The sequence below is a fragment of the Polynucleobacter sp. genome, assembly GCF_044342855.1.
Classification (GTDB): domain Bacteria; phylum Pseudomonadota; class Gammaproteobacteria; order Burkholderiales; family Burkholderiaceae; genus Polynucleobacter.
On the sequence record NZ_JBIIPA010000002.1, the window covers coordinates 97,387 to 113,862 of the forward strand.

Consider the following 16,476-nt stretch of genomic DNA (forward strand, 5'->3'; position numbering starts at 1 on the left):
TCCTGGGTTGCTTAATGAATATGGCATTTTTCAGATAGAATTCATGTATCGCTGAGTTAAGGCAACTTGCAGGGCGATTCATAAATTCTGCTAAAGCGTCGCCGTTGTAGTTCCTGGCACGTCGAGTTGTCCCTTAGATCGTGTTAATTTTTAAAGGAATATGCAATGGCAAATGATTACTTCTTCACCTCAGAATCCGTTTCTGAAGGTCACCCCGATAAAGTAGCAGACCAAATTTCTGATGCCATCCTGGATTCCATCCTGGCTCAGGACCCAACTGCGCGCGTTGCTGCGGAAACTTTGTGCAATACCGGCTTAGTAGTTTTGGCTGGTGAGATCACAACGAACGCCAATGTGGACTACATCCAAGTGGCTCGCAACACTTTGCGTGAAATTGGTTACGACAACACTGACTACGGCATTGATTACAAAGGCTGTGCTGTGTTGGTTGCTTATGACAAGCAAAGTCCTGACATCGCTCAGGGCGTAGACAAGGCGCATGACGACGGTTTAGATCAAGGCGCTGGTGACCAAGGTTTGATGTTTGGTTACGCTTGTGACGAAACTGCAGAGCTCATGCCTTTGCCAATTCATTTGTCACACCGCTTGGTGGAGCGTCAGTCTCAACTGCGCCGTGATGGCCGTTTGAACTGGTTGCGCCCAGATGCAAAGTCCCAAGTGACCTTACGTTACGTGGATGGCAAGCCTGACTCAATCGATACCGTGGTTCTCTCCACACAACATGATGAAGAAATTTCTCTCGAGAAATTGCGCGAAGCAGTGATCGAAGAAATCATTAAACCAGTATTGCCAAAGCATTTAATTAAAGGCGCGATTAACTTCTTGGTAAACCCAACAGGTCGATTTGTTATCGGCGGCCCGCAAGGCGATTGTGGTCTGACAGGTCGCAAGATCATTGTGGACACCTACGGCGGCGCGGCTCCCCACGGTGGCGGCGCGTTCTCAGGCAAGGATCCATCAAAGGTTGACCGTTCGGCTGCTTACGCTGGTCGTTATGTAGCGAAGAATTTAGTTGCTGCTGGTTTGGCAAGCAAGTGCTTGATTCAGATCTCTTACGCGATTGGTGTGGCCAAGCCAACTTCAGTCATGGTGAGCACCTTTGGTACTGGCAAGATCTCCGATGAGAAGATTGCGCAATTGGTATCTGAGCACTTTGACTTGCGTCCAAAAGGCATCGTGAAGATGTTGAACCTCTTGCGTCCGATTTATCGCAAGACTGCTGCTTATGGCCACTTTGGTCGTGAGGAGCCGGAATTTACTTGGGAGCAGTGCGATAAGGCGCCTGCATTGCGTGCAGCTGCTGGCTTGTAATCTGCTTTCTAGGTAGTAAATTTGCAGTTTGTTTTGTATTGAGGCGAAATATGGCGAAATTGATTACAATTTCGCCATACCTTCAAGGAGCGTTGCAAGGAATACTGAGAATCAGTGTTTCCCCAGGCTTGAAGGGAGTGGACTCCTAGGTAACCCCAGAGTTTGCTAATTGCAACTGCGCTCGCTAACCCATGATTCAATGGCTAGCGAGTTTCTACTCCAGCATTGGATCGTATTTAGCTGGAGCATTCATGAGTACCGTTTCCGATTTAAACAACTTTGTAGCAACCCGTTGCGCTATTGCCGATATTTCCTTGGCTGACTTTGGCCGTAAAGAAATCGCCATTGCTGAAACTGAAATGCCAGGTCTCATCGCGATTCGTGACGAGTTCGCATCACAGCAGCCATTACGTGGTGCACGTATTACCGGTTCATTGCACATGACCATTCAAACTGCAGTATTGATCGAGACGCTTGAAGCTCTCGGCGCTGAAGTGCAGTGGGCATCTTGCAATATTTTCTCCACACAAGATCATGCTGCTGCAGCGATTGCTGCAAATGGCACACCAGTGTTTGCGATCAAGGGCGAAACCCTCGAGCAGTATTGGGATTACACCCACCGTATTTTTGAGTGGGCTGATGGCGGTTTCACCAACATGATTTTGGATGACGGTGGCGATGCGACTTTGTTGTTGCATCTCGGCGCACGCGCTGAAAAAGATCAAGCTTGTTTGAATCACCCAACTAGCGAAGAAGAAACCATTTTGTTTGCAGCGATTAAAAAGAAATTGGCTCATGATCCAACTTGGTATTCCACACGTTTAGAAAAAGTAAAAGGCGTAACTGAAGAAACCACTACTGGTGTGCATCGTCTCTATCAGATGTTCGCTAAAGGCGATTTGAAGTTCCCAGCAATCAACGTAAACGACTCTGTTACTAAGAGCAAGTTCGACAACCTCTATGGTTGCCGCGAATCTTTAGTTGATGCAATCAAGCGCGCTACTGACGTGATGGTTGCCGGTAAGGTTGCAGTAGTTTGTGGTTACGGCGATGTAGGTAAGGGTTCAGCTCAAGCCTTGCGCGCCTTGTCTGCTCAAGTTTGGGTTACTGAAGTGGATCCAATCTGCGCATTGCAAGCGGCAATGGAAGGTTATCGTGTTGTGACAATGGATTACGCTGCAGATAAGGCAGACATCTTTGTTTCTGCAACAGGTAACTACCATGTGATTACACATGATCATATGATCAAGATGAAGAACCAAGCCATTGTTTGTAACATTGGTCACTTCGATAACGAGATTGATGTTGCCGGTATCGACAAATACAAGTGGGAAGAAATCAAGCCACAAGTAGATCACGTGATTTTCCCAGCAGCTAATGGCAATCCTGAGAAGCGCATCATCATCTTGGCTAAAGGTCGTCTGGTTAACCTCGGTTGCGGTACAGGCCATCCATCTTACGTAATGAGCTCTTCATTTGCGAACCAAGTGATTGCACAGATTGAATTGTGGAATGCAGTTGGCACAGATAAATACCCAGTCGGTGTTTACACCTTGCCTAAGCATTTAGATGAGAAGGTTGCTCGTTTGCAGCTCAAGACATTGAATGCACAGTTAACTGTATTGTCGGATCAGCAAGCTTCTTACATTGGCGTAACGAAGGAAGGCCCATACAAGGCTGACCACTATCGTTATTAATCTGCCCCTTGCTAGATATTGTTCAACAGAGAAATAGAGATACAGGCCCAAGATCATGGAATTAAGCGTTGAATTCTTCCCTCCAAAAACACCTGAAGGTGAGAGTAAGCTGCATCTCGTGCGCGAGCGTTTTAGTGAAACGCTCAAGCCCGCTTTTTATTCTGTGACTTTTGGTGCTGGTGGCTCTACACAATCTGGCACATTAAAAGTAGTGAGCGATATTCACGCTGCAGGTGCAGCAGTTGCTCCGCACTTATCTTGTGTTGGTAGCTCACGTGAAAGCGTGCGCGAAATGTTGAAGCAATACCAAGCCTTAGGTGTTAAACGTATCGTAGCTTTACGTGGCGACTTACCATCTGGCATGGGCCAGTATGGTGAGTTCCATCACGCCAATGAATTAGTCGAATTTATTCGTGCAGAAACTGGTGACTGGTTTCACATTGATGTAGCCGCATATCCAGAGAGTCATCCTCAGGCCAAGTCGCCAGCAACGGATGTGGATTTCTTTGTGCAGAAGATGAAGGCTGGAGCCAATTCAGCGGTGACTCAGTATTTCTATAACAGCGATGCGTACTTCCGTTTTGTTGATGAGGCCTATGACTTGGGCGTTACTCAGCCGGTGATCGCTGGAATTATGCCGATTACCAATAGCACTCAGCTGCTGCGCTTTTCTGATGCTTGTGGTGCGGAGATCCCGCGTTGGATTCGTTTGCGCTTGCAGTCTTATGGTGATGACACAGCCTCGATTCGTGCTTTTGGTGAAGGGGTAGTAACTGATCTGTGTGATCAGCTTTTAGTGGCTGGTGCACCTGGACTACATTTCTATTCGCTCAATCAGGCGGATGCTGTTTTGGCGATTGCAGATAACCTCAGTCTCAATAAGTAATGAATAAGCCTGACTCAGTCAGCACGGCATCTAAAGGCTCATCATGTGTTTGAGCTTGCCATTGAGAATCATCTAATTTATGCCAATCAAAGCCTATACCTACACATAGTAGGTTTGGCTTGGCTTTACGTAATTGAGCCAAGGTGCGGTCAAAGTAACCGCCCCCATACCCAAGCCGCCAATAATGTGTTTTATCGCCTGCCCTGGATTCTGACCAGCCTACACAGGGAATCAAGATGCAGTCTGGAGTGACTTGAGGTCTACGGGGATTATTAGGGTCTGGCTCTGGCACGCCGTGGCGACTTGGAATCAGCAGATCACCTTCTTGCCAGGCATAAAAATCCAAATGTTTATCAGGGCGTGCAAAAGGAAGGGATAGTGTTTTGCCTGTACTACTCTCAGCCCAAGCTAATAAAGCGGGCCGCAGATCAAGCTCATCTTGAATTGGGCAATACAGGGCAATAGATTGAACTTGAGCGTCATGGGCGCCCAGAAAACTGATTAGGTTAGCCGAAATAGCTTCTTGTGTCATTGGATAGCTTGCGCTAGCCGCAAACTGTTTCCTTTGGGCCAGTAAGTCCTGCCGTAGCGATTTTGGAGAATTGCCGTGCATATCAGCCATTATCAGGCGAAAATTAAGAGATATAGTAAATCGATAAGGCAATACGGTGAAAAAGAGGTTTGATATTTTTAGTGGCTGGCAAAAAACAGTGGGTGGAATTTTATTTCTGGCTCTGACAGTTGCTGTGCCTAGCATTTCTGCAGAAAAAGCTAAGAAAGCTGCCCCCACCAAAGAAAGCAGAGTCTCCGCCTTTGAAATTACCGAAGGCGATCGTACTTTTATTGAATTACGTGAGGCCGCCAAAAGAAATGATGTGGCTCGCGCACAAACCTTGGCCGCCAGTCTCTCTAATTACCCGTATGAAGACTACGTAGCCTATTTCCGCATCAAGCCCCAACTATTTGACAATGCTGGTGGCGCTCGGTCTGATAGCAATGCAGACTCTCAGGTACAGGCTTTTCTAAATCAATATCAAGGCACTGCATTAGCCGATCGGATGCGCAATGATTGGTTACTCGTTCTGGGTAAGCGTAAAGATTGGTCTCGCTTTGACGCTGAATATTCCAAGTTTGTTTTGGATGATGACACTCAAGTGAAATGTTATTCCTTGCAATCCAAGTTGGTTCAAGGTGAGAACCCAACAAAAGTAGGGCTTGATGCACGCGCAATATTATTGGACCCACGTTATTTTGGTCAGGCCTGCCAAGAGTTAGTGCCTATTTTGGTTGGCGCTGGTGGTATGACGCCGAGCGAAGCAAAAGCGATTGGTCGCGCTGCTAGCGAGATGGGTTTTGACACGATGTCACGACGCTTGGGTGGCGAAGATCCTATTGCGGAGATTGTTAAATCTGCCAAAGCAGATCCTGCAAAAGCGTTTAAAGATTTTTCACAAAATGCATCTCGCTATAGCAAAGAGAATCAGGCGGTAGCTTGGGGTGTGATTGGTCAATTCCTCGCAAAAAAATTAGATCCCAATGCGGATGATGCGTATCGCCTTCAACAGGAGCTGGGCTACAACGAACTCCTGTCTACTGAAAGTCAGGAGTGGAAAGTGCGTGCAGGTTTACGTGCTAAGGATTGGACGCTGGTGAAGAACGCAATTGAAGGCATGAACCCTGCGGTGCGCAGCAAAGATCCCGCTTGGACTTATTGGTATGCGCGCGCATTAAAAGCAGAAGGCCAAAATGAAAAAGCCCGCGAGAATCTTGAGCTTGTTGCTGACCAGTACAGCTTTTATGGACAGCTTGCACGCGAAGATCTGGGTAAATCGAATCATGCGCCCGCACGCACCAAAGTTAGCGATGCCGAAATTGATGCTATGTCTCAACGTAAGGGCTTTATTCGAGGTGAACGCTTCTATGCCATGAATTTGCGCTTTGAAGGCAATCGTGACTGGAATTGGGAGTTACGCAATATGAGTGATAAGCAATTGCTCGCAGCGGCTGAATACGCCAAGCGCATCGGCTTGTATGACCGCGTAGTGAATACAGCGGATCGTACCAAGCAAGAGCATGACTTTAGCTTGCGCTACCCAACACCGTATCGCGATGAGCTATCTCCGATTGCCAAACAAATTGATTTGAATTTAGCTTGGACTTATGGATTGATTCGCCAAGAATCACGCTTCATCATCAACGCCTCTTCGTCGGTTGGTGCTTCAGGCTTGATGCAGGTGATGCCCAATACAGCAAAGTATGTAGCCAAGAAAATTGGAATGACCTCCTATACCAATGACAAGCTTGGCGATACCAACACCAATCTCACGTTGGGCAGTAATTATTTAAATATGGTTTTAGCGGACTTAGATGGTTCTTGGGTTCTGGCATCTGCGGCTTATAACGCTGGCCCATCACGCTCTAAATCTTGGCGAGAAAAACTGACTAGCCCAACCGAGGGTGCAATCTTTGCTGAAACCATTCCGTTTAATGAGACGCGAACCTATGTCAAAAACGTTTTGGCCAATGCAACGTATTATTCATCGGTGATACATGGACAGACACAGTCTTTAAAACAACGTTTAGGAGTAATTACTCCTAAGGCAGCAAACGCATCTGAGCTACCTTAGTATTTCAACTACATTGGAGTTTTATGAAATATGACATTCTGCTAATTGGCGGCAACGGTTTTGTAGGTAGAGTCTTAGCTGCCCAGTTGCAAGCAGCGGGCTATTCAGTTTTGCTGCCCACTAGACACTTAGCAGCTGCGCGTGAATTACGCATGCTCCCGAAGGTACATTTAGAAGAAGCTGATGTGCATGAGTTTGATTCATTGCAAGAGCTTTGCTCGCGCATCAAACCAAATGGTGCTGTCATTAATTTGGTAGGCGTGCTTCATGACAAGCCTGCAGAGCCATATGGGAAAGTATTTCAGGCGGCCCATGTAGGACTCCCAAAAAATATCATTACCGCTATGCAGTTGCATGGCCTAAAACGCTTTTTACATATGAGCGCCTTGGGTGCAGATTCTAATGGCCCATCGATGTACCAGCGCAGCAAGGGTGATGGCGCAGCAGTAGTAAAAGCTAGCAACTTAGATTGGGCTATTTTTAGGCCTTCGGTAATTTTTGGTGCTCAAGATCAATTTATTAATTTGTTTGCAAAGCTGACTAAGTTATTCCCGGCGATGCCTTTAGCAAATTCGAAAGCGCAGTTTCAGCCGGTAAGCGTGGATGATGTAGCTTCCGCTTTTACGATGGCCCTGAAAATGCCGTCGACTATTCATCAGGAGTATGACTTGGCTGGCCCTACTGTTTACACCATGAAAGAGATTGTGGAGTTTGCTGCGCGCAAGGCACATACCCGTTGCGTGATTATTCCCGTGCCCGCCTTCGTTGGCTACCTTCAGGCTTTGGCTTTTGAATACCTGCCCGTTCCCACCTTAATGTCGCGTGACAATATTGCCTCTATGAAGGCGCCAAACATCTTGCCTCTCAATGGAGTAGATGCCTTGACTACAGTATTTGGCATTAGCCGCCGCACTCTAGAAGGCATGCAATAAGCTCATGAAGATCTACGCTGTTGGCGGCGCCATTCGGGATACCCTCATGGGTTTGCCGGTACATGACATTGATTATGTGGTGGTGGGCTCTAGCGTAGAAGAAATGATTGCTCAGGGCTATCGTCCAGTGGGCAAGGATTTTCCAGTGTTCTTGCATCCAGATACTCAGGCTGAATACGCCTTGGCTCGAACTGAGCGTAAAACTGGCAAGGGCTATAAAGGGTTTATGTTCTATGCCGACCCTACAGTCACGTTAGAGCAAGACTTAGAGCGTCGTGATCTAACTATCAACGCAATGGCACAAGAGGTGGACGCTGATGACAAATGGGTTGGGCCTATTTTGGATCCGTACAACGGTCAGCAGGATTTAGCAGCGAAAGTATTTCGTCATGTGTCCGATGCGTTTGCTGAAGACCCTTTGCGTCTATTGCGTATCGCGCGTTTTGCAGCGCGCTTTCCAGAATTCATGGTTGCGCCAGAAACAATGGATGCTTTGCAGGCCATTGTTCAATCGAATGAATTATCAGCACTTTCGGCTGAGAGAATCTGGCAAGAGCTAGCTAGAGGATTCACTGCTGATAAGCCAATGCGAATGTTCCAAGTTCTGCTGGATACTGATGCAGCCAAGGTATTGCTACCGCCAACGCTGACATCCTATTTGGCTAAAGAAGAATTCCGCGAACGGCTCATTGCCCATTTGCACGCAGCAGATAGGCGCTTGGAAAATCGTTGCGCTGTCACGCTCATGTATTTGCCTGCTAGTGAAATTCGTTCATGGGCGGAGTGCGTCAAGATGCCAAACGAGGTGCGTGATTTTAGTGAAATATTTAGTGAGCTCAATGTGCTCATCGAAAAATCAGTTAACGATATAGGTACTAGCTATCAGCCTGCAGATATATTGGCCTGGTTTAATCGTGCAGACGTTTGGCGTAAGCCTGATCGTGGAAATACTTTGTTGGATTTGGCAAAGCGGATTGGCTTGAATGTCAGCGCTTTAATTTCGGCAATGCAAAATGCGCAATCGCTCAATACGGCAGAAATTATTGAAGGCATTCCAGCGGAGCAGCGATCTAATGGTGAAAGAATTCGTAGTGCAGTAGATGCCGCGAGACTCTTAGCTATTACTGTAGCCATAAGTATTTAATAGCTTACAGCCTATTTCTGCCTCGAAGACCAGGTAGATCTTCTAAGACATGGTCTGGCATTATTGCAGATAGTTTCTTTGAGAATGTAAAGACTTTGAAGAGTTCTCCCATCTCCGCTTCAGACAATAGTTTTTGCAACGAGTTCGAAATCGGCAAGAAAGTTTCTGGGTTGCTAGGGTCGCCAATCTCTAGCGCAATATCGCCAATGCCGGCATCAAGTAAATAAGACGCCTGATTGCTGAGATAGACATCATCCACCTCTTCCTCAAGTGCGCTGCGTGCAATCTGTGACCATTCCACATGCGTTGTTAAATCACACAGTCCCGGAAGGTGAAAGGAATCTTGAATAGCATGATGGCGATGGTGCGCCATGAGTGTGCCTTCTAGGCGTTGTGCATGGTAATACTCGCTCTCAGGAAATCCGTAATCAAAAGTAAGGAAGAGTCCGGTATCAAGATGCTTGGCTACTTGGCGCACCCAAGCATTTGCGGGCGCATGTAATTCAGTAACGTAGCCTTCAGAAAAGTTTCCCGTGAGCAAAGCCTCTGGAAGCAGTGACTGCTCAACGGGTTGTCCTGTTGACCAAGTAAGCTTGCCATCAATTACAGCGACGCCTTGTTGATGCCAAAAGCCATTATGAAAAATGATGGCGTCACAGGGGATGGCATCAATTACCTCATTGGCCAGAATGATGCCCTTGAAGTTGCTAGGTAAAGAACTTAACCAATTGCATTGAGTAGACAAGGCTAGTTTCTCGGCAAGTTGCTTGAGGCGCTCATCTTGTCTTTGAGCTAGGTCTGGCGAGATCTCGATGATGTCGTAGCGATCGAGGGAGAGGCCCAGATCATGCAATCGAGTGAGAATGGATTCGGCAAGCTTCCCAGTGCCGGCGCCAAACTCCAGAATTTGGGTAGGGAGTCCTTGGGCTTGAAGGCCCTCCAGAATCGGTAAAAGGGTTTCTACAATAGCGGCGCCAAATAGGGGGGAGAGCTCTGGGGCTGTCGTGAAATCACCGCCAGCACCTAATTTATGGGCTCCAGCGCTGTAATAACCCATGCCTGGCTCATATAAAGCCATTTCCATATACCTTGAAAAGGCCATCCAGCCGCCATTAGAGGCGATTTCAGCCATTATTTTTTGGCTAAGAAGCTCGTTATGAGCCGTTTCAAGGCTGGTCAAGGTAATATCCATAGCTCGCTAGTCTAAGAGAATTTAAGTGAACTTGAGTTCAAACCCACAACCTCAGCAAAATAAAGCAGTTTTAGTGACGGGCGCTGCCAAGCGTCTTGGTCGAGAAATTGCCTTGGAATTTGCTCGTCAGGGCTGGGATATTGCGGTTCACTATGGCCAGTCTGCGTCTGATGCCCAGACTACCGTTGCGGAAATTCAAAGCTTAGGGCGTAAGGCCGTGGCATTTAATGTTGACCTCGCTAGCGAAGCAGAAATTCATTCTTTGTTTGCCGCAGTTGTTGCTGAATTTCAAAGCCTCGAGTGTCTCGTGAATAGCGCTTCAATCTTTGAATATGACCGCGCTAATTCAGATGCCCCGCTCAGCAGTAAAAGTTTGCAAGAACACATGCAAGTTAATTTAGCTGCGCCTATTTTACTATCTCAGTTGATGTTTGAATATCAAAAGAGTCAGACAAAGAAAGCAAGTGAGAGCGATCCATCAATCCCCTCGGTGATTCAGCTACTTGATCAAAAATTGATTAATCTCAATCCCGATTATTTGTCTTACACATTATCTAAGGCTGCGCTGCTCACCTCAGTTGAGGTGCTAGCTGTGGATTTTGCTCCGCACTTACGAGTGATTGGTTTGGCTCCCGGCATTACGCTGACTTCGGGTGATCAAACCGAATCCGGTTTTACCAAGGCCCATCAGATGACGCCATTAGGTAAGTCATCAACACCAAGCGATATTGCAAAAGCAGCAGTATTCTTGGCAGGCTCAAGTGCAATCACCGGCACCACCTTATATGTAGATGGTGGACAACATCTTTTGCCATCATCACGCGATGTGATGTTTAAGACAAGTTAAGAATTCAATACAGAATCAAAATTTGAAAAGAGTTAATACAAATTTATGCATGCCATTCTTTCTCATCCTGCTTTAGCTGATTGCCGCCGCTTATTTCTTCGTGACTATGAAATCTATATCAATATTGGTGTACATGATTTTGAGAAGAAGGCTGAGCAGCGCGTTATTTTGAATGTCGACTTATATATTCCACTCGACATGAACAGCCCCACAAAAGATTTATTGGAAGAGGTTGTGGATTACGACTTCATGCGTGAAACCATTAAGGCGCGGTCTTCCCACGGCCATATTCATTTACAGGAAACCTTCTGCGATGACATCGTGGCCGCGATGCTCTTGCATCCGAAGGTCATTGCGGCTCGTGTTAGTACGGCTAAGCCTGATGTCTATCCAGATTGTCACTCCGTTGGCGTTGAAGTATTTCGGATGAAGCAAGTTTAAAGAAAAGCCAGAAAATTTAGTTGCCATGAGTGATATCCGTAAAGTCGTCTTCGAAGAAAACAAGCTTGAGAAAAAGCTCTGCCGTTTAGTTGGCCAAGCGATTGGGGACTTTGGCATGATTGAAGATGGTGACAAAGTGATGGTTTGTCTGTCAGGCGGTAAAGATAGTTATGCCATGCTCGATATTCTCTTGAAGTTGCGCGAGCGTGCCCCAATTGATTTTGAAATTACTGCCGTCAATTTGGATCAAAAGCAGCCAGGATTCCCAGCAGCGATTTTGCCGAACTACTTAAAAGCTTTGGGTGTTCAGTACCATATTGAAAACCAGGATACGTATAGCATTGTCAAGCGTGTAATTCCAGAAGGAAAAACAACTTGTGGCCTTTGCTCTCGATTGCGTCGAGGCATTTTGTATCGTGTTGCAGATGAGTTGGGTGCTACCAAGATTGCTTTAGGTCATCACCGTGATGACATCTTAGAAACATTGATGCTGAATATGTTCTTTGCGGGCAAGCTCAAAGGCATGCCGCCAAAGCTGCGATCTGATGACGGTAAGCATATTGTGATTCGTCCACTCGCATATGTTCCTGAAAAGTTATTGGAACGTTACGCGGTAGATATGAACTTCCCAATTATTCCGTGCAATCTCTGTGGCAGTCAGCCCAATTTGCAGCGTGGCGCTATGAAGGAGATGTTGCGTGATTGGGAGAAAAAGCACCCGGGGCGCGTTGAGAACCTCTTTCGCTCAATGCACCATATCGTGCCATCCCATTTAATGGATGGTGAGGCCTTTGATTTTAAGAATCTAGAGATTTCTACGGAACTGTCGGGTATTGCCGCCAGATCGGCTGGAGATAAGGCGATTGACGAGACGGAGATCGATGAAATAGCCTGTGGAACGCTGATTCAGGGGACTTATAATCCCTCTTTATGAACATCGTTATTTTGGCTGCTGGGCAGGGAAAGCGGATGAAGTCCGCATTACCCAAGGTTCTCCAAACCTTGGCAGGGAAACCCCTTCTCCAGCACGTTCTCAAAACAGCCTTAGACCTGCAAGGTAAAGGCGCTAAAACTAGCCCTATCGTTGTTGTTGGTCATGGCGCAGCCGATGTTAAAGAATTTCTTGAAATTGCCAGCGAGCAAGATTCTCGCTTCAGCAAGGTAGGTACAGCCCTACAGGCTGAGCAAAAAGGAACGGGCCACGCTTTATTGCAAGCCTTGCCTAAGTTGGATGTGAATGAGCCTACTTTGGTTCTCTATGGCGACGTACCGCTTACAGGTAAAAAGACGCTTTCTAAGTTGGCGAAATTGGCTGATGGTGTGCGTGGTCAAGATTCTGCTTTAGCACTCCTGACTCAAAACCTCAGTAATCCAACTGGCTATGGTCGTATCGTGCGCGATATTGATGGTTCGGTAAAGGCGATTGTTGAAGAAAAAGATGCATCGCCCGAGCAAAAACGTATTCAAGAAATTAATACCGGAATTATGGTTCTGCCAACCAACTCATTGAAGAAGTGGTTGAAGTCTTTGCGAGCCAGTAATGCTCAGGGTGAATACTATTTAACCGATGTCATTGCGATGGCAGTTAAAGATGGCGTACCCATTCGTACTGCACAAGCCGATGCTGAATTTGAGACTGTTGGCGTTAACAGTCGTGATCAGTTAGCTACATTAGAGCGAGTACATCAACTTAACCAGGCGAATGTCTTGATGGATGCGGGCGTTTCTTTAGCTGATCCAGTGCGCATCGATATTCGTGGAACACTAGAGTGCGGTACCGACGTCTTTATTGATGTGGGTTGCGTATTTGAAGGTTGCGTAACTTTAGCTGCCGGCACAAAAGTGGGCCCGTACTGCATTATTCGCAATAGCGTGATTGGTAAGAATGTCACGATTCACCCATATAGCCATATTGACGGTGCAAAAGTTGGCGCTGGTTCACTGATCGGGCCTTATGCTCGTTTGCGTCCCGGTGCAGACTTGGCAAATGATGTACATATTGGCAACTTTGTAGAAGTGAAGAACAGTAAGATTGCCTCCAATAGCAAAGCTAATCACTTAGCTTACGTGGGCGATTCGATCGTTGGATCAAGGGTAAATATCGGCGCAGGTACGATTACCTGTAACTACGACGGTGTCAATAAACACCAAACCATCATTGAGGACGACGTCTTCATTGGTTCAGATACGCAGTTGGTTGCCCCAGTGCGCGTTGGCCGTGGTGCTACATTGGGTGCGGGCACAACCCTGACTAAAGATGCGCCTCCTAATCAACTTACCATGTCGCGCGCTAAGCAAATCTCTTTACAGTGGCAACGCCCAGTAAAGAAGGAAAAGAAAGTAGTGACAAATAAAGTGGCTACAAAAAAATCCGTGAAGGCTAAAAAATAATGTGCGGAATCGTTGGCGCAGCATCGCGTAAGAATATTGTTGAAGTGTTGATCGAAGGCCTGCGTCGCCTTGAGTACCGCGGCTATGATTCCTGTGGTTTTGCCGTAATTAATGGTGATGATGCCAAGCATCCCATTGAGCGTGCTCGCACTACCGCTCGCGTTTCTGAGTTGGCAGAGCAGGGTAAGGATTTTCATGGCACTTTAGGTATTGCGCATACCCGTTGGGCAACGCACGGTAAACCGGACACACAAAATGCCCACCCCCATATCTCCGGTGGATTAATCGCTGTAGTTCACAACGGCATTATTGAGAACTACGAATCTCTACGTACCGAGCTGAAATCTGCTGGATATGTTTTTGCATCTGAAACTGATACCGAAGTGATTGCGCATTTAATTCATCAAGCATATGTGGCTAATAAGCAAGTAGATTTAGTGGCTTCTGTTCGATCAGTGTTACCGCGCTTACATGGTGCCTATGCAATTGGTGTGATTGCACAAGATCGTCCGGATGTTTTAGTCGGTGCGCGCGTTGGATCGCCTTTAGTTGTTGCGCTCGGCGAGAATGAAAACTTTCTTGCTTCTGATGCGCTGGCTTTGGCTGGGCGCGCTCATTCGATGATATATCTCGAAGAGGGTGATGTCGCCATTCTGAATGCTGAGGGCATTGAGATCCTTGATCAGACTGGTAAATCTGTACAAAGAGAGCGCAAGGCTATGCCTGCGCAAGCTGACTCAGTAGATCTGGGCCCTTATCAGCACTACATGCAAAAAGAGATTTTTGAGCAGCCAGGAGCAATTGGCGACACGCTTGCGAATATCGCTAGCTTTGGTCCAGAGCTCTTTAATGCTGATCCTGAGCAATGGAAAAAGTTTGATCAAATTTTGATCTTGGCTTGCGGCACGAGTTACTACTCTGCCTGTGTTGCTAAATACTGGTTAGAAGATTTGGCTGGTATTTCGACGCAAGTGGAGATTGCGAGTGAATACCGTTATCGCACCACCGTTCCCAACCCAAATACATTAATTGTGGTGGTATCGCAGTCCGGTGAGACAGCAGATACTCTGGCAGCTTTGCGTCATGCCCAGGCTTTGGGGCATCAATACACGCTAGCAATTTGTAACGTTGCAAGTAGCGCCATGGTTCGTGAAACCCATTGGAATTTCTTGACCAAGGCCGGTACCGAGATTGGCGTAGCTTCTACTAAAGCCTTTACTACTCAATTAGTTGCTCTCTATCTGCTAGCTGTTTCATTGGCTAAGCGCGCAGGCAAGGTAAGTCCTGAACAAGAAAAAGAGCTCTTGCGTGATTTGCGCCATTTGCCAAAAGCTTTGCACGCAGTATTAGCGCTTGAGCCACAGATCATGGCTTGGAGTGCTGCATTTGCTAAATGTGAAAATGCTTTGTTCTTGGGTCGTGGCATGCATTACCCAATTGCCCTTGAAGGCGCCCTCAAGTTAAAAGAGATTTCGTATATTCATGCTGAAGCTTACCCAGCAGGTGAGTTAAAGCATGGACCGCTCGCACTTGTTACTGAGAAGATGCCAGTAGTGACTGTGGCTCCTAATGACGATCTATTGGAGAAGCTCAAGTCCAATATGCAGGAAGTCAAAGCCCGCGGCGGCAAGCTTTATGTCTTTGCAGACCAAGATACTGAAATCACTAGTAGTGAAGGCATCAATGTGATTCGTTTGCCTGAGCACTACGGCAAGCTCTCCCCAATCCTGCACGTAGTTCCTTTGCAGCTCCTGGCGTATCACACGGCTTGCGCCCTGGGTACTGATGTTGATAAGCCGCGCAACCTCGCAAAGAGTGTTACGGTGGAGTAATTCCTCTGGGGTGCATGCACTCCAAAATTCCTATTTGATCTAGGCGGAAGCCATGCAGCTGGTTAATCCCTTGAGTTTTGTGGGGTCTTGCAATTAGTACGAACTAGTACTAAAATAGTACGCATACAGACTAAATTGAGGTAATTTCATGAATCACCTATCGCTTGTAAAGGAATTGGTTCAGGCATATCAAGCCTTTGAGGCCCACTCTGGAGCGCATATTAAGGAGATGGGCTTAACAACCACTCAGTTCGATATTGTCGCGACCCTGGGCAATCAGTCCCCGATGACTTGCAAGGAATTGGGAGACAAAACGCTTGTTTCCAAAGGCACCATGACGGGAGTCCTCGAGCGTCTAGAAGCTAAGGGTCTGATTGAAAAGTTTTTGAATGTCGATGATGGACGTAGCTACAAGATTGGTTTATCTAAAAGTGGCGACAAACTATTTAAGAAGGTTTTTCCAGAGCATGTCGAATATCTAGGAAAGGCTTTCGGGAAGTTAAGTAAAAAAGAAATTGAACAAGCAGTGACAGTTTTAAAAGAAGTTAAATTAATTTTTCAAAGGAAATAATCATGACTAAAGTAGCCGTTGTATTTCATAGTGGTTATGGCCACACTGTTAAGCAAGCTGAAGCTCTTGCTAAAGGGGCGAATGCCACCTTAGTAGCAATTGATGCTGAAGGCAATCTCACCGATGCTCAGTGGGACGTCCTCAACACTGCTGATGCCATCGTATTTGGTTCGCCAACCTATATGGGCACAGTAAGCTGGCAGTTTAAGAAGTTCGCTGATGCGAGTTCTAAGCAATGGTTTTCACAACGGTGGAAAGATAAAGTATTTGGTGGCTTTACCAACTCTGCCACGATGAACGGTGACAAGCATTCCACCTTGCATTACTTCATCACTCTAGCAATGCAGCATTCAGGTATTTGGGTTGGCACTGGTTTGATGCCTTCGAATTCCAAAGCTGCGAAGCGTGATGATGTCAACTATGTTGGCTCTTCTGCTGGCGCGATGATGCAGACACCTTCAGATGCAGGTGCTGACGAGGTAAATGCTGGAGATTTAGAAACAGCACGTCTCTATGGTGAGCGTATTGCCAAGATTGCTGACGAGCTAAAAGCCAAGTAATTATTCTGATCTGAAAGAAATTGG

Annotated in this window: 15 protein-coding genes and 1 riboswitch; of the genes, 13 read left to right on the forward strand and 2 right to left on the reverse strand. The window is 46.7% G+C overall.

Translation table 11 applies throughout. From position 1 onward, the window contains the following. Positions 1–165 precede the first annotated feature (165 nt). The 3 genes from metK (at position 166) to metF (ending at position 3,915) form a co-directional block, all read left to right on the forward strand. Positions 166–1,332, forward strand: a complete 1,167-nt coding sequence (gene metK, locus ACIQZ3_RS01430) for a methionine adenosyltransferase (protein WP_397389793.1) — start codon at positions 166–168, stop codon at positions 1,330–1,332. 78 nt (positions 1,333–1,410) lie between these two features. After that, a riboswitch (S-adenosyl-L-homocysteine riboswitch) is annotated at positions 1,411–1,522 on the forward strand. 61 nt (positions 1,523–1,583) lie between these two features. Further along, entirely contained in the window at positions 1,584–3,029 is a 1,446-nt protein-coding gene (gene ahcY, locus ACIQZ3_RS01435) for an adenosylhomocysteinase (protein WP_397389794.1), read from the forward strand. A gap of 55 nt (positions 3,030–3,084) precedes the next feature. Further along, positions 3,085–3,915: a methylenetetrahydrofolate reductase [NAD(P)H] gene (metF, locus tag ACIQZ3_RS01440; protein WP_397389795.1), complete on the forward strand. Its 831-nt coding sequence runs from the start codon at positions 3,085–3,087 to the stop codon at positions 3,913–3,915. On the opposite strand, the gene ACIQZ3_RS01445 is transcribed toward metF, so the two are convergent. Beyond that, the gene (locus ACIQZ3_RS01445) at positions 3,905–4,537 is read right to left on the reverse strand and encodes a 5-formyltetrahydrofolate cyclo-ligase (protein ID WP_397389796.1); all 633 of its coding nucleotides are present in this window, start codon (positions 4,535–4,537) and stop codon (positions 3,905–3,907) included. The two genes, metF and ACIQZ3_RS01445, sit on opposite strands and share 11 nt — an antisense overlap. Positions 4,538–4,625: 88 nt before the next feature. Between ACIQZ3_RS01445 and ACIQZ3_RS01450 the strand changes: the two genes are divergently transcribed. Genes ACIQZ3_RS01450 through ACIQZ3_RS01460 form a run of 3 tightly spaced genes read left to right on the forward strand, consistent with a single transcriptional unit; the run spans position 4,626 to position 8,618 of the window. After that, positions 4,626–6,542 (forward strand): transglycosylase SLT domain-containing protein, encoded by a 1,917-nt coding sequence (locus ACIQZ3_RS01450; RefSeq protein WP_397389849.1) that lies wholly within the window; start codon positions 4,626–4,628, stop codon positions 6,540–6,542. 23 nt (positions 6,543–6,565) lie between these two features. Next, complete coding sequence (locus ACIQZ3_RS01455; RefSeq protein WP_397389797.1) at positions 6,566–7,474, forward strand: complex I NDUFA9 subunit family protein; 909 nt, start codon at positions 6,566–6,568, stop codon at positions 7,472–7,474. A gap of 4 nt (positions 7,475–7,478) precedes the next feature. After that, positions 7,479–8,618, forward strand: coding sequence for a polynucleotide adenylyltransferase (locus ACIQZ3_RS01460; RefSeq protein ID WP_397389798.1), 1,140 nt, complete (start codon positions 7,479–7,481; stop codon positions 8,616–8,618). A gap of 4 nt (positions 8,619–8,622) precedes the next feature. Here the strand turns inward: ACIQZ3_RS01460 and ACIQZ3_RS01465 are convergent, their stop codons facing one another. Next, positions 8,623–9,750, reverse strand: a complete 1,128-nt coding sequence (locus ACIQZ3_RS01465; RefSeq protein WP_397389799.1) for a class I SAM-dependent methyltransferase — start codon at positions 9,748–9,750, stop codon at positions 8,623–8,625. Between the two features lie 85 nt (positions 9,751–9,835). On the opposite strand from ACIQZ3_RS01465, the gene ACIQZ3_RS01470 reads away from it, so the two are divergent. The 7 genes from ACIQZ3_RS01470 (at position 9,836) to ACIQZ3_RS01500 (ending at position 16,452) form a co-directional block, all read left to right on the forward strand. Beyond that, a complete protein-coding gene (locus ACIQZ3_RS01470; RefSeq protein WP_397389800.1) occupies positions 9,836–10,657 on the forward strand; it encodes an SDR family oxidoreductase in 822 nt (273 codons plus the stop codon). Positions 10,658–10,702: 45 nt separating this feature from the next. Continuing rightward, positions 10,703–11,098: a dihydroneopterin aldolase gene (locus tag ACIQZ3_RS01475; protein WP_397389801.1), complete on the forward strand. Its 396-nt coding sequence runs from the start codon at positions 10,703–10,705 to the stop codon at positions 11,096–11,098. Positions 11,099–11,123: 25 nt separating this feature from the next. Next, entirely contained in the window at positions 11,124–12,032 is a 909-nt protein-coding gene (ttcA, locus tag ACIQZ3_RS01480) for a tRNA 2-thiocytidine(32) synthetase TtcA (protein ID WP_397389802.1), read from the forward strand. Next, a complete protein-coding gene (gene glmU, locus ACIQZ3_RS01485; protein WP_397389803.1) occupies positions 12,029–13,489 on the forward strand; it encodes a bifunctional UDP-N-acetylglucosamine diphosphorylase/glucosamine-1-phosphate N-acetyltransferase GlmU in 1,461 nt (486 codons plus the stop codon). The genes ttcA and glmU overlap by 4 nt, the downstream gene beginning before the upstream one ends. Further along, entirely contained in the window at positions 13,489–15,321 is a 1,833-nt protein-coding gene (glmS, locus tag ACIQZ3_RS01490) for a glutamine--fructose-6-phosphate transaminase (isomerizing) (protein ID WP_397389804.1), read from the forward strand. Before glmU ends, glmS begins: the two co-directional genes overlap by 1 nt. A 148-nt stretch (positions 15,322–15,469) precedes the next feature. Continuing rightward, entirely contained in the window at positions 15,470–15,892 is a 423-nt protein-coding gene (locus ACIQZ3_RS01495; protein ID WP_397389805.1) for a MarR family winged helix-turn-helix transcriptional regulator, read from the forward strand. A 2-nt stretch (positions 15,893–15,894) separates the two neighbouring features. Then, positions 15,895–16,452, forward strand: a complete 558-nt coding sequence (locus tag ACIQZ3_RS01500; RefSeq protein ID WP_397389806.1) for a flavodoxin family protein — start codon at positions 15,895–15,897, stop codon at positions 16,450–16,452. Positions 16,453–16,476 lie beyond the last annotated feature (24 nt).

Coding starts and splice junctions, on each gene's coding strand:
- metK (WP_397389793.1), top strand. CDS start 166: ATGGCAAATGATTACTTCTTCACCTCAGAATCCGTTTCTGAAGGTCAC.
- ahcY (WP_397389794.1), top strand. CDS start 1,584: ATGAGTACCGTTTCCGATTTAAACAACTTTGTAGCAACCCGTTGCGCT.
- metF (WP_397389795.1), top strand. CDS start 3,085: ATGGAATTAAGCGTTGAATTCTTCCCTCCAAAAACACCTGAAGGTGAG.
- ACIQZ3_RS01445 (WP_397389796.1), bottom strand. CDS start 4,537: ATGGCTGATATGCACGGCAATTCTCCAAAATCGCTACGGCAGGACTTA.
- ACIQZ3_RS01455 (WP_397389797.1), top strand. CDS start 6,566: ATGAAATATGACATTCTGCTAATTGGCGGCAACGGTTTTGTAGGTAGA.
- ACIQZ3_RS01460 (WP_397389798.1), top strand. CDS start 7,479: ATGAAGATCTACGCTGTTGGCGGCGCCATTCGGGATACCCTCATGGGT.
- ACIQZ3_RS01465 (WP_397389799.1), bottom strand. CDS start 9,750: ATGGCTGAAATCGCCTCTAATGGCGGCTGGATGGCCTTTTCAAGGTAT.
- ACIQZ3_RS01475 (WP_397389801.1), top strand. CDS start 10,703: ATGCATGCCATTCTTTCTCATCCTGCTTTAGCTGATTGCCGCCGCTTA.
- ttcA (WP_397389802.1), top strand. CDS start 11,124: ATGAGTGATATCCGTAAAGTCGTCTTCGAAGAAAACAAGCTTGAGAAA.
- glmU (WP_397389803.1), top strand. CDS start 12,029: ATGAACATCGTTATTTTGGCTGCTGGGCAGGGAAAGCGGATGAAGTCC.
- glmS (WP_397389804.1), top strand. CDS start 13,489: ATGTGCGGAATCGTTGGCGCAGCATCGCGTAAGAATATTGTTGAAGTG.
- ACIQZ3_RS01495 (WP_397389805.1), top strand. CDS start 15,470: ATGAATCACCTATCGCTTGTAAAGGAATTGGTTCAGGCATATCAAGCC.
- ACIQZ3_RS01500 (WP_397389806.1), top strand. CDS start 15,895: ATGACTAAAGTAGCCGTTGTATTTCATAGTGGTTATGGCCACACTGTT.